Genomic DNA, 12,657 nt, shown 5'->3' with positions numbered 1-12,657 from the left:
CAATAAAGAGAGGGCTACGAATAGCCACTCTCTTCGTTTATATTTTACTTGATAAGGCCGGCTTCTTTAAATTGCTTGATTGCTGAATCCTTATATTTCTGCATGTCAAACTTGGTATCCAGCGTTTGGAGGAAATTGTCCCAGCTCGAAAGAGGCTCTTTGCCCGTCATAAATTTAACCAAGCTTTCATTAATGAAACGTTGGCGGTCAGCATCCAAGGTATCGCTGGGGTCTGGGGTCAATAAATTTCCGGGCAACGTTGGCCCCACATATTGCTGATTGTTCTTGAATGCTTCTGCCGTCTTCGGATTCTGGAAGCTAAAATACTCAGCATCATCACCACGGCGCGGCATTCTATAATGATCGACCCACAGGTACTTTTCCTTCATTTCCTTCGATAATTCGGAGGTTTTATTTTTGATCTTGCCGTCCACCACATCCCAATGAATCCCTTTAATTCCGTATGCAAAGTTCGGATAGGCTTCTTCGTCCGTAAAGAGATAATTCAGCATGGACAAGATCCGAATGATTTTGTCCTTATCCGCTTTCGCGGATATGGCCCATGAATTGCCTTGGAACGATTTTCTCTCTACAATTTGATCACCGTAAGGACCTTTCATCGGAGGAATGACGATCCATTCCGGCACCTCTCCACTGATTTCTTTCATTTTCTGCTGATAATCCGGCTCCAGCCTCCGGGCATCTCTGATCATGAAGCCAACTTTACCCTTAAATAACTTCTGGTCCAACAACTCAGGCGAATTCATCGTCACCCAGTCTGGGTCTACCACATTGGCTGCCATCATTTTATTAATGTAAGCAAGCGCCTCTTTCATTTTGGGATCGATAAATAGGAATACCGGTTCATTATCTTTCACTTCAACGGCTGAAGGAGGATTGACGCCAAACATCCACATCAAGCTATCGAAGCCGTAGGTTTGCAGATTGCCTTCTTTATTCATACCGCCGATGAATCCGTACGTATCGTTCTTGCCATTACCGTCCGGGTCTTTCTCTGTAAAGGCTTTCATAACTTCAAACAGCTCGTCAGGTGTCGTTGGCACTTCCATATTCAGCTTTTTCAGCCAATCGTTGCGGATGAAGAAGCTTCGACTGATACCGTTTACATTATCATAGCCTGGAACTCCAATGGTTTTTCCTTGATAGGACATCGCCTCCCAGGAGTCGTCGCTAAAACGTTTCTGTAATTCAGGAAATTGATCCAGATACGGTGTCAAATCCGCAAGAACGCCTTGGTCATAATATTGTGCGAGATCAGCACGGCTCTTCAAGAAGATCAAATCTGGAATATCCCCGCCTGCAATGAGCGTATTCAGTTTGGTTGTTGCCTGCCCAGCTTGAGGAATCATCATATCCAAGTCGATGTTCATCTCTTTTTCTAACATTTGGCGTTGAATATCTTCATCACGTGGGGGTATCGGAGCAGCAGCATTGAAAGTACCTTGGTTAAACATTGAAATTTTCATTTTGGTTTCAAATTGGCTGGACTGACCTTGCGAATTACTCGAAGCTGTCGAGGTAACTTCTCCCTGTTCCCCACATCCTGACAATACCGTTCCTAAACCAACTATTGCCGTCAGAATAGCAAATGAAATCTTTTTACGCTGCATATTGACCTCTCCTTTTGCTTATATATTATCACGGTTTCCCCGTAATAACTTAGGTTGCAATTCCTTTTAACCTTTAACTGATCCCAAGAGCACACCTTTGGTAAAATGCTTCTGCATAAATGGATAAACCATCAAAATCGGAACCGTAGTCACGACGACAGCGGCCATTTGCACAGCGAATGTGCTAACTGCTCCGGAATTGGCAATCGAATCAGCGCTTTGTGTTGCGACGTTAAGCAGAATGTTGCGCAAGACAACTTGAAGTGGCATGAGGTTCGAATCATTGATGTAAACAATAGCATCGAAATAACTGTTCCAATGGCCGACGGCGTAAAACAAGGAAATAGTGGCAAGGACGGGCAAAGACAGGGGTAAAATGATCCGCCATAACGACTGAAGCTCACTTGCACCGTCAACCCTCGCTGATTCCTCGATTTCGCCAGGCAATTGCTCGAAAAAGCCTTTAATAATCACCAGATTAAATGCACTAATGAGATTTGGAATAATCAATACCCACGGACTGTCTAGCAATCCGAGAGAGCGGATTAGTAAATAAGTTGGAATTAACCCCCCACTGAACATCATGGTAAACACAATGAATAGTAAAAACGGACTGCGACCCGGCAAATATTTTTTGGATAACGGGTACGCCGCGATTACCGTAAAAAACACATTTAACGCAGTGCCTACAATCGTTCGAAACAATGTAATTTTATACGCCTGCCCGATACCATGAGAAATGAATACTTCTTTATAGGCTATAAAGGTAAAGGATTCTGGTATAATAACAATCCCTTTTCTTAACACTTCCGATTCTGGCGTCACTGAGACAGCAACCACATATAGAAAAGGTAGTAAGCAAAGTAGGGATAGAAAAATAAGAATCACATAAACGACGGCTTGCCAGACTTTTTCCCCGATTGTCAAATTGATCATTTTAAAAACCACCTCACCAAATTTGCCCATCGAATTTTTTGGCGAGCTTATTCGCTGCCAACACTAAAACAAATCCGATGACAGCTTTAAACAATCCTACAGCAGTAGCCAAGCCAATCTTAAGACGCTCCAACCCTTCACGGTATACCCATGTGTCGATAATGTCGATCTTCTCCTGGTTAAAGGTGTTGGCAAACATGAATATTTGGTCAAAGCCAGCATCCAGAATATGGCTTAATTTAAGGATCAGCATCAGAATAATGACACCTCGAATGCCAGGTAAAGTGATATGCCAGAGCTGTCTCCATTTGGAAGCGCCATCCATTCGAGCCGCTTCATATAAGCTTGGATCGATTCCTGCTAATGCTGCAAGGTACAATATCGCTCCCCATCCAATATCCTTCCATACTTCAGATAAGATGATCAGCAGTCTGCCCCAGGCAGGTTCCGTTAGAAATGAGATGGGTTCAACACCAATTTCCTTCAAAATCATGTTAAAGAGACCATCCCCTGGGGCTAATAATGCCACCAAGATTCCATAAACAATGACCCATGACAGAAAATGAGGCAAATAAGTGATCGTTTGTACGATTTTCTTAAACCATTGGCTATAAACTTCATTGAGGAGTAAAGCAAGTACGATGGGAGCGGAGAAACCGAACAATAGCTTATACAGCGATATGATAATCGTATTTCCCATGATGTCCCAGAAATAAACGCCGTTCATAAAATCCGTAAAATTTTTAAATCCCACCCATGGGCTATCCCATAGTCCCAAAGCCAGGTTATAGTTTTTAAAAGCAATCATGATTCCCGCCATAGGAATGTATTTGAGTACGGCAAAGTAAATTAAAGCTGGCAATAAGAGAGCATACATTACTTTATACTTTCGTATCGTCCTTATCCATGACTTCCGCTTTTTGGAGAGGGGAATGGCGTCCGCTGCCAATTTTGCTTGCATATCATCACCTCATCTTTGTTTGTAGTTGTATAATAGCACCCCCCTATCGGATAAATTTCTGAAATTTCAAGAATTTCTTATAAGATATTTAGTAAGATCCATGGTTTCATCAAATCCACTAGAACATATGTAGCGTTAGTTGATAAATAAATCATGCAATAAAACAGCAAATAAACTAAAAAGTATGATTATCCTAAAAATAAAAACGCCGCCTTATAGGCGGCAAAACTTCAATTTACGCCATACATCTGTTCGCATCAGATCAGAGGCGTACCTTTTTGGAAACAGAAAGTCAAACTGCTCCCGGAATATATCAGCCCGGCGCGGATGGTTGAGATGCCTGATCGTTTTGATTCGAAGTTTCCGGCATGCGGATTTGGCCTTCTTCCCTACGGACACCACTTTCATACCGGGGAAAAGATCGAAGACAAGATGCAGAATAGTTATTCCCCAATCCAAATCCTCTCTCTAAGAAGTTCGATTCTTACCTTGTCCTTCAAGGGGGTGTAGGGGAAACGCGTTCCACATCTCCGATGAGCAGCTTAAAGTCTCGACGGAACCCCAAATGACGGTCGCAGACCGCTCTGACTGGTGACCCTGTACAACAAACCGCACCTTATCGACCATATATAATACGTAGGCGAATAACTAAATGACTGTGCAAATGCCTAGTTCGGAGAAAACCACAACGGCTCCTTGTCCCTTTTCACCAGTTTCCTTTTCAATTTCGATCTATTTCCGGAAATAAAGAGCTCGCCGATAAACCCATGAGCCCAACGTCAAAATCACACTCAATTCGGTCCATTTTCCATGCCGATGCATCTCGACTTTGCAGAAGATCCACATGAAAAAGCTACACCGATTCGCCTTGGTTTTCGAAAGCGTCCGGCTGATGAGGTGATCCAAGAACTAGGAGAATACGTATTACCGCACTTTCCGCCGCACAAAATCGAAAAAACATCATCGTATTGGCCCAAATCCTGATAGCGATTTTCAAGTTGTGAATTTATGAATAGCATGACAAAGCACCCGGATATATATATCCGGGTGCTTTTTATAGCCAAGTTTTTAAGTGGGGATGCACTATATAAAAGAGGCAGACTGAGATAACCTTCTCTTTGTTAGTTGTTGACCAATACTATTTTCCCTTTTGTCCTGCCGCTTTGATTAGAGAGATGCGCACGCTGGACTCCCTTAACCGACATGGGATACACTTCGCTAACGATCGGCTTGAGTTTACCCATTTGTACCAAATGAGCAATGTGGTTAAGGTTGGCAGCGTCCGGAGTCCGCAGCGTGAAGATAATGTTATATGACGTACTTGCCTTCCTGAATCACCACTGAAATACGATACTTCTCTGACATCATTGATCTCAATTATAAGATTGGCTTTCGGATTCCTTCAACTAAATAATATCTTACAATTTTGATATAATAGACCTTGTATATCCTTTTTCTAGTGTCTTTCACTTTTTATTGGGAACAATTGGATTTCTTTAAATATTCATGTTTCAAAATACTCATCATTATACGATCGACATATTGACCATTTTTATAGACCTCGTCTCTTAATATGCCATCCTTCTTGAAACCAGCCTTTTCATAACTCCGAATAGCACCAGGATTATCAGCATCTACCGTCAAATACACTTTATGAAGGTTTAAACGCTCGAACGCAAAATCCAGGACAACACTTGTCACTTCTGTTGCATAACCTTGCCCCCATACCATTTTGTTCCCAATCCAAATACCAAATTCAGCATGCTTGGACCAAGGATGGATCTTAAACAATTGGGTACTGCCAATCGGGATGCCGTCTTCTTTTATTATGGTAAAATAGACAGCTGATGAATCTGTTTGCGCGTACCTCCGTGTACGTTCTCTGACCACTTCCGGTGTTAGGGGCATACCACTTCCTGATGGTAACGTTCGGTTAACTACAGGATCGGACAGCCATTCATATCGTAGTTCCCAATCTTCTTCAACAACAGGCCGTAATGTTACTCGTTGTCCGTATAGCATATTTCCCCTCCGTGTACCTAGATAGTTAATTATTTTAGCCCACAATTATGGGTATACCATTTGTATCATAATAATGAATTTCATCTAAGCAAGTATGTTATATAATGTGCCCCCATTGACGAACCCTCACCGACTTAAGCTACCAACGGGTGAGCGGCCGCGATGCGGTTGTCGGTGCAGGGTTATCGCCTGGTTCCACTTCCCTGAAATGCCTCTCGGCGACCATGGGGCAGCTTTCTGGCCCGCAGCGTGAATACAGTGTTATATGATGGGAATGCCTTCTTCGAGTTTAAGACAATTGCTTTACCCAATTTGGTATGTGATGACCAAAGTATTTAGTAATCTTCTCAGCTTCTGTTAATACATACTTGATACCTTGGTCATTTAAAAACCAGTTATTCTTGCTTATTCTAAAATCATCTTGCTTTACTTGGAAAACTATATTTGACGGGAATACTGTTTGATAAGTCATTAATGCACGTCTTGAGAAAAATGATTTACAAACTATAATAGCTCGAGTGACCATAATGTTATGTTCTTTTAAGACTTGCCATGAGTTTCTTGCATTATCGAATGTGTTCTTAGCTTGATCCTCTTTAAGAATTGCCTCTTTAGGAATTCCAAGTGACAAACCGATGTCTCTTTGAAATTCCCATTCAGTGATTGTTAACTTAGGATTATTACCACCGGATGGAAGTATATATGGTGCTAATCCAGATTTATATAAATCACATGCAATCTTCATCGGCTTTGTATGACTTCCTCCGGGAACAAGGATGACATCTGCCGGTAATAGCTCTTCTTCTTTTACAAATACTAGTTGAGTAATGCAATCAAAAGGATATTGCTTCAAGGTAACACCTCCAAATATGCATTCCTTTCATATAACGTTTTTATATTCACGAAACCTCACCGGCTTAAGCGTGCAAGCGCGGGTCGTCAGACTTAGCCGGTGTAGGGTTGTCCGCTGACTCAGCTACTTTAGGTAATGCTTCTCGCGGACCCAGGGGCGACAGCCCTGAGGCGTGAATGCGGTGTTATATGATGGATAGTCCCTCTTCGACTTAACTTACAAAATCATCTCGTATGATTGAATAAATCTTAACATCTTGAAAATCGCCCTTAGCAAATATATGTCTTCTAAGCAGACCCTCATATTGCATTCCAGACTTCTCCATAACTCTCGCCGACCCTAAATTCAAGGGATGGCAGCGAGCTTCGATTCTAACCAGTCCAATATCATGGAAGCCAAAAAGAATGATTCTTCTGATAACTTCACTCATATATCCCTTGTTCCAATAATCATAGGATAATACATATCCTAGCTCTGCTTTTTGGTTTCGATTGTCCCAACTTACAAAGCTGCAACTGCCAATAAGCTTATTGGTAAGTTTATCTTCGATTCCCCAAGGGCCGACTTTTTGACTCTCGTACCGGCTATGTACAAAATCAATGAAATGATTAGTATCTTCAAGCGACTGATGAACATCCCAAACTGTGTACTTTGAAACTTCTGGATTCTTACAGTAACTAAACATATCATTCTGATCTTCATAAGTTATTTTCCTTAATCGGGTTCGTTCAGTTTCTAATACCGGAAATGGTTCAAAAAGTTCCTCTAACTGCATTTCTGCACCTGCTTTCAGTTAATCGTATGCCTGGCTTTCATATAACGTTCGGCATTCCTGACGTTCAAGCGGCTTAAGTGACCAAAGGGAACGGGTCGTCAGACTTAGCCGGTTGGATGTGTCGCCTGATTCCACTTCTTCGAAAATCCCCTTGGCGACCAAGGAGCGACAGCGACGATGCTGAAATGCATTGTTATGTGATGTTATCGCCTTCTATAAATACTCTTTCAAAATCTATTAATACGTATCGTCAATTCTTATATATCCATTTATTTGTTCTATAGTTCTTTGAAATATTCCTGATTTATTATAATAATTCCCTTCTGCTGTTATTATTTTACCCTGTTCTATTTTTACTACCACTCCGATGTGATCGTTTAGTCCATTCCCTAAAATGTTATCAAATATTATAAGATCCCCTTGATCTGGAAGGAACGACTGATCACTTTTATGATGATAAAAACTATATATTTGTCCCCATTCTAACCAAGCTTCTACCCATGCAAAATTACGTGAAACCGGCTCTGGATATCGTACTGGTAACTTCACGCCTGCCTCAGTACAGCAATGATATACAAATGCAGCACACCAATCGAAACCAATATTCGGGTTATCTCTTGGAAAACATCTAAGAATTGGTTCTAAATCTGGACCGTATTTATCTTTATTTCCTATCAATGGTCTTGAAGCTAATTCTTCTGCTATTTTAGCTAGAATTTGTCTTCTACTCACCGATTATTCCTCCTTGTTTTAACATTAGCGATAATTTAACATAACGTACTTGCATTCACGACGTCTCACCGACTTAAAGGCCGGAAGCCTGGCTGCCGCTTGCCGGCAGTTAGTCTGTGCAGATGTGTCTGCTGAAATACTTCTTCGAATTGAACCTGCTTCCCTGTTTTTGCTTCAGCTTCTTGGTAGACCAAGGAACGGCGGAGCCGGCCCGCAGCGTGAATGTTGTGTTATGTGGAGTTCGGACCTCTTTGAATTTGCATGCAAAAGTGCATTTTAGAATTATCCTATTTTTTCTTTAATTACAGGCAATAAATAATCAAGAATTACTTTTTGTCCCTTTTCTAGTGGTGTGCAATATCTATCATACGTGTAGATATCACACCAATAAAAGTTCTCATGATCAATTTTATACCCTGTTTTCTCTATCGCTTCGGAACAAATAAAGTATCCAAAATCAATAATATCATTAAGATTATCAGCTTCGATCCATATTTTTGCAACTGTTCCAGGGGATGTATTCTCTGCATACATTTTTTCTGGAACAGGTGCATCAAGCTCTACAAATTTACCTATGATGTATTGGAAATTATCTTTTCCAACAAAATTACTCATATGTCCAAGTCCAATATAATCATCAATATCTTTGCAAATCCATTTCTCGATTTCAGAAAATCTGTCAAATAAGTTTTCGTTAAATGCTACGCCCCAGCATTCTTCTCCAGCTTTTTGAAATGAGGTCATTTTCATCATTCCCACAATTTTTCGAGGGCCATATTCAACATACTCAATTTTTTAAAGTTCTGCCATAATTCGTTTTCCTCCAACAATTCTTATATTTGTAAAGGAGGCTCGAGGATATTCAATTAGCTTTACTCCGACCTTCCTCATACCTGAAGGTGAAACCTTGTGGTGCTGATTGAATGCTCTTGTAAATGAAGCATGGGAATTAAACCCGTACTTCATAGCAATGTCTATAATTTTATCACTGCTATTTTTAATATCGTAGCCCGCTAAAGTCAATCGGCGTCGCCATAAATATTCAGCTATTGTTACTCCTGTAATATATGCAAAAATGCGTTGGAATAAGGGAGATGGACAGCATGCAATTTTAGAAATGACACTATAATCGACTTCATCTGAGCTAGGAATTATGTTCTCCAGATATTCCACGACACCCTCAAAAGCTTTAAAGTTATCCATTAGCCACCTCCTTCAATTTCAATTATAAGAATTTTTAGCTATATAACTTTACAAAAAATGTACAAATTATGTTAAGAAATAATCACGCTTCGCGCTTATGTATTGGACGCTCGTTTCTTGCGTAAATGTCTATTTATGGTTTCCCGAATATCACATAACGGTTTTGTGTTCCTGACGTCGATTCTCCTTAGATTAGCTCTTATCTTAGGGGAGTCGATGTGTCTGCCTGAATCTGCTTCAATGAAATTCCTCATGCAGACCGAGCGACGACAGTCGCGAAGTTGGAACACTTTGTTATCGGATGTCTTCGTCTTCCTGAAATACTCTACAAAACATCTTTGTACTCATTCATTATCCTCGTAACAAATTCTGTCTTTCCTTCAGTATAGGCTTTGCGATTGTTTCTAAATTTATTTGATAGTTGGATCTTCAAATCTGTGTATTCAGATATCAATAAGGGATGCCTTCTTAATATGTCTCGGAACATTAAATGTCTTTTTAGTTCGTCACTTTCTCTATTGCATACGTATAGATGATGTTCGTGCTTCACATATCCCTCACTACTGTAAGGTACATAAACGTCCTTTCTTGCAAATGCTTCTCTATTCTTAATTCCTAAATCACCTTCGTGTACATATCCCAGTTCTTCTAGCTTCTTGATTACCTCTGACAGGTACTCCATAGATTCAATTACTACATCAATATCAATGATTGGCTTGGCTGCAAGATACGGCACCGATGTACTTCCAACGTGTTCAATTCGAAATGCTAGACCATTAATTTTATTTGATAAAATTGATTCTATTATATTGAATGCTTTTGGCCATTCTTCATTGTAATCTTCAATAATTACAGGCTTTTGATTCTTCATCGAAATTCTCCTTATATTTGATTTATATTTACGAAGATTTCCTATAACGTTGTTGTATCTACGAACCCGAGAGGCTTAAGTGACCGCAGGGAACGGGTCGTCAGACTTAGGCTCGCAGGGTTGTCCGGCTGACTCTGCTTCTCAGAAGTTCCTCGGCCCGGACCAAGGGAGCTTAAGCTCCCGCAGCGTGAATACAGTGTTATGCGCGGTTACTGTCTTCGAAGCATCACCTAAAAACTTTTGGTCAAGATTCCAACTCTATTTTTTGCTTTGGTATAAAAACTCAACTTCACCATCTAGCAAATATCGATATTCAAATAATTGCATTGTTCTTTCCCTAATTCTCTCCTTTATAACCCTGCCTAGACTTACCGATCCTTGTGATCCAAGGTAACCATTACTAATAAATGTCTTCTCTACAAATTTTGTTTCCCTTAAGTGATACTGTAACCATTCTTTCTGCGATTCAATTAGTGCTTCTCTTGGTTCTCTATCCAACTTAGAAAGAAGTTTTTTATATATTTGGTTCAACTCTTTATCCCAAATCTCTGTATATTTGCCTTCCAACGCCCCCCATGCCAATGTTGTTATAATCTCTTTGGAATTCTGAAATTCATTAAAATCCACTTCATAATCATGATCTATAGGATTTCGAAGCATTTCATCATAAAATTCTCCAGTCAAATCATAGTCCCCAATGCTCATGGATAACACTTCATTGTTAGAAGGATCTGATCGACCTTCAGTTATTTCTTTCGATTCTGTTCCATTACCTGTACTCCCTACATCAGGAGGCAGTTCAGAATTCATTATTGATTTAGTTTCGCTGTTCAAGGTAGTCGATTGACTAATATTTTGACATGATGAAAACACTATCGTAATAAAAAATAATAAGAGTATCTTACCTTTCATAAATTATCTCCTTAAATATTATCTTTAATATTTACCGGTAATGGCGCATAACGTTCGCGCATTCACGAACCTCCGAAGGAGGTTGTCGCAGCAATCACTTCTGCGAATGTACTTCTGCGATCGAGGGCGTCAGCCCGATGCGTGAATGCGGTGTTAGTCGGAGCTACTGACTTCCCCGGATTACTTGCAATATATTTTAATTTTCATTCAAATTTCTAATTTATAACTTCTATACTTGTTCCCACTCTCATCGACTCCTTCAACGTTTGTTGCTTTAAAATAAAGTTTGATCAAATTGATACTAATAACCTTGATAAATGATCAAAGAAAAGAGCATATTTTGGAAAAAAGATTGATCAAAACACGCTCTTAATATTTTCAGTTGACTCATTTTTTTATTAAAAAGTTTGATGGTTTTTTTGTTGCTCCACAATTGTTGGTCTAAATAGAAGCATTACATAAAGAAATTATTTCAGTTAAACCATAGCCATTCACCGCAATTAGAGCGTCTCATCCAATTTCTGAATCTTTGAGTGGGAAATTAGATATACATTGCCTAGAATGTCGATTTTGTCTCCCTTTACACGTACAGCACAATCTTTGTTCGACGCATAAATATTCATTTCTTCTGATAAGTGAGACAGTTCGCCTTGAACCAACGCAATGTTATTTTCAAGATCAAAATGAGACAGGACGGAAAAATCGTCAAGGCCGATTCCGTCGTAAACAGAGCTTATTTCAACTTTATAGCCTAAGTTTTTCGAGCATATCCATTTAGCGGACATATTGATCGCACCAGCGCTTGCTCCCATCACAACGGCTCTGCTTTTTTTAATCAAATCCGACAATTCATATTCCATCAAAAACCCATTTTGTTTAATAACATTCCCACCCAACAAGAAAATGACTGATGCATTTTGAATTAACGTTTGGGCATCTTCCTTCTGTAAACGATAGTTAATTAAATGATATTCATCAAACATAATACCGGCCTGGTCAAGCCACGAGCGTTCAGTAGAACCATCATCTTCATAAAAAAATGGATTCGAGCTAATCATAGCAATCGATTTTCTATCAGCTATATCCTCCTGTAACACCCTGCCCAGATTCTCTGGAAAAAAATTGTTAAACCAACCTAAATAATAGTGAGTTTTCATAAGTACCCCCGTAGCAACGTGTAAATAACTTAAATTTTCAGCGTTACTCATTCTGTTTTCTTGTCACCACCACAATACTCTCAATATGCCCCGTTCGCGGTGCCAAATGTAATAGATTGTAACATAATCATATCTAATTTTTTCCAAAAGGTACGACTTTATTTCAAATCTACACCGGTAACCACAAAACTTAAACAAGAAACATTCGATGAGATCGCTCTCTGGAACAGACTTTCTATCACCAATGACTATTAGAATTAACTCTTTCGAGAATGTAACATCTCCAATTGATACCCATTCTCCGTTTATAGATTTACCGGGCGAAGCCTAATTGGGGTTTGATTATCCATGACATTGTTCACCTTTCTCTGTTTTCGGTAATTTCGGCTAACGTTACCGTGTTCACGACGTCCATTCACCCTATGCTGCAATAGTCGTGCGTCTTGCATGATCTTGGCCGACCGCGACCGCAGTTGGGTGAATGGATGTGTCGCCTGAATCCGCTCCCACGACTTATCTCCTGGCGACCGAGGGGCGCAAACCACGAAGCGTGAACACAATGTTATAGGATGTCAGCGACTTCTTGGAGTTACCAGCATCAAAC

General features: G+C 40.0%; 13 protein-coding genes and 1 pseudogene. 1 reads left to right on the top strand and 13 read right to left on the bottom strand.

The window, feature by feature from the left end; all coding sequences use genetic code 11:
• Positions 1-44: 44 nt before the first annotated feature.
• From MKY48_RS13830 to MKY48_RS13820, 3 genes are all read right to left on the bottom strand, one after another.
• Entirely contained in the window at positions 45-1,631 is a 1,587-nt protein-coding gene (locus MKY48_RS13830) for an extracellular solute-binding protein (protein WP_339293194.1), read from the bottom strand.
• Positions 1,632-1,697: 66 nt separating this feature from the next.
• On the bottom strand, positions 1,698-2,567 hold the full coding sequence (locus tag MKY48_RS13825) for a carbohydrate ABC transporter permease (RefSeq protein ID WP_213644881.1): 870 nt from the start codon (positions 2,565-2,567) through the stop codon (positions 1,698-1,700).
• A gap of 13 nt (positions 2,568-2,580) precedes the next feature.
• Positions 2,581-3,528: an ABC transporter permease subunit gene (locus MKY48_RS13820; protein WP_339293193.1), complete on the bottom strand. Its 948-nt coding sequence runs from the start codon at positions 3,526-3,528 to the stop codon at positions 2,581-2,583.
• Positions 3,529-4,323: 795 nt separating this feature from the next.
• On the opposite strand from MKY48_RS13820, the pseudogene MKY48_RS13815 reads away from it, so the two are divergent.
• Positions 4,324-4,512, top strand: a pseudogene (locus MKY48_RS13815) (hypothetical protein); the annotation flags it as partial.
• Positions 4,513-4,649: 137 nt separating this feature from the next.
• On the opposite strand, the gene MKY48_RS13810 reads toward MKY48_RS13815, so the two are convergent.
• The 10 genes from MKY48_RS13810 to MKY48_RS13765 form a co-directional block, all read right to left on the bottom strand.
• The gene (locus tag MKY48_RS13810) at positions 4,650-4,781 is read right to left on the bottom strand and encodes a zinc-binding dehydrogenase (RefSeq protein WP_339293192.1); all 132 of its coding nucleotides are present in this window, start codon (positions 4,779-4,781) and stop codon (positions 4,650-4,652) included.
• Positions 4,782-5,001: 220 nt separating this feature from the next.
• On the bottom strand, positions 5,002-5,550 hold the full coding sequence (locus tag MKY48_RS13805) for a GNAT family protein (protein WP_098743247.1): 549 nt from the start codon (positions 5,548-5,550) through the stop codon (positions 5,002-5,004).
• Positions 5,551-5,839: 289 nt separating this feature from the next.
• Complete coding sequence (locus MKY48_RS13800) at positions 5,840-6,403, bottom strand: YdcF family protein (protein ID WP_076326626.1); 564 nt, start codon at positions 6,401-6,403, stop codon at positions 5,840-5,842.
• A gap of 211 nt (positions 6,404-6,614) precedes the next feature.
• Positions 6,615-7,178: a GNAT family protein gene (locus MKY48_RS13795; RefSeq protein ID WP_339293191.1), complete on the bottom strand. Its 564-nt coding sequence runs from the start codon at positions 7,176-7,178 to the stop codon at positions 6,615-6,617.
• 237 nt (positions 7,179-7,415) lie between these two features.
• A complete protein-coding gene (locus tag MKY48_RS13790; protein WP_339293190.1) occupies positions 7,416-7,910 on the bottom strand; it encodes a CHAP domain-containing protein in 495 nt (164 codons plus the stop codon).
• 282 nt (positions 7,911-8,192) lie between these two features.
• Positions 8,193-8,654, bottom strand: coding sequence for a hypothetical protein (locus MKY48_RS13785; protein WP_339293189.1), 462 nt, complete (start codon positions 8,652-8,654; stop codon positions 8,193-8,195).
• Positions 8,655-8,705: 51 nt separating this feature from the next.
• Complete coding sequence (locus tag MKY48_RS13780; RefSeq protein WP_339293188.1) at positions 8,706-9,113, bottom strand: AraC family transcriptional regulator; 408 nt, start codon at positions 9,111-9,113, stop codon at positions 8,706-8,708.
• Between the two features lie 325 nt (positions 9,114-9,438).
• A complete protein-coding gene (locus MKY48_RS13775) occupies positions 9,439-9,984 on the bottom strand; it encodes a GrpB family protein (RefSeq protein WP_339293187.1) in 546 nt (181 codons plus the stop codon).
• 258 nt (positions 9,985-10,242) lie between these two features.
• Positions 10,243-10,896, bottom strand: a complete 654-nt coding sequence (locus tag MKY48_RS13770; RefSeq protein WP_339293186.1) for a lysozyme inhibitor LprI family protein — start codon at positions 10,894-10,896, stop codon at positions 10,243-10,245.
• A gap of 500 nt (positions 10,897-11,396) precedes the next feature.
• Positions 11,397-12,053 carry a Type 1 glutamine amidotransferase-like domain-containing protein gene (locus MKY48_RS13765; protein ID WP_339293509.1) on the bottom strand — a complete coding sequence of 219 codons (657 nt, stop codon included), beginning with the start codon at positions 12,051-12,053 and terminating at the stop codon, positions 11,397-11,399.
• Positions 12,054-12,657: the final 604 nt, after the last annotated feature.

Origin of the sequence: Paenibacillus sp. FSL W8-0187 (assembly GCF_037969755.1) — a bacterium.
Lineage (GTDB): Bacteria > Bacillota > Bacilli > Paenibacillales > Paenibacillaceae > Paenibacillus_AQ.
This window is presented reverse-complemented; position numbering and strand designations above follow the sequence as displayed.

Coding starts and splice junctions, on each gene's coding strand:
- MKY48_RS13795 (WP_339293191.1), bottom strand. CDS start 7,178: ATGCAGTTAGAGGAACTTTTTGAACCATTTCCGGTATTAGAAACTGAA.
- MKY48_RS13805 (WP_098743247.1), bottom strand. CDS start 5,550: ATGCTATACGGACAACGAGTAACATTACGGCCTGTTGTTGAAGAAGAT.
- MKY48_RS13825 (WP_213644881.1), bottom strand. CDS start 2,567: ATGATCAATTTGACAATCGGGGAAAAAGTCTGGCAAGCCGTCGTTTAT.
- MKY48_RS13770 (WP_339293186.1), bottom strand. CDS start 10,896: ATGAAAGGTAAGATACTCTTATTATTTTTTATTACGATAGTGTTTTCA.
- MKY48_RS13780 (WP_339293188.1), bottom strand. CDS start 9,113: ATGGATAACTTTAAAGCTTTTGAGGGTGTCGTGGAATATCTGGAGAAC.
- MKY48_RS13820 (WP_339293193.1), bottom strand. CDS start 3,528: ATGCAAGCAAAATTGGCAGCGGACGCCATTCCCCTCTCCAAAAAGCGG.
- MKY48_RS13765 (WP_339293509.1), bottom strand. CDS start 12,053: ATGAAAACTCACTATTATTTAGGTTGGTTTAACAATTTTTTTCCAGAG.
- MKY48_RS13785 (WP_339293189.1), bottom strand. CDS start 8,654: ATGACCTCATTTCAAAAAGCTGGAGAAGAATGCTGGGGCGTAGCATTT.
- MKY48_RS13830 (WP_339293194.1), bottom strand. CDS start 1,631: ATGCAGCGTAAAAAGATTTCATTTGCTATTCTGACGGCAATAGTTGGT.
- MKY48_RS13775 (WP_339293187.1), bottom strand. CDS start 9,984: ATGAAGAATCAAAAGCCTGTAATTATTGAAGATTACAATGAAGAATGG.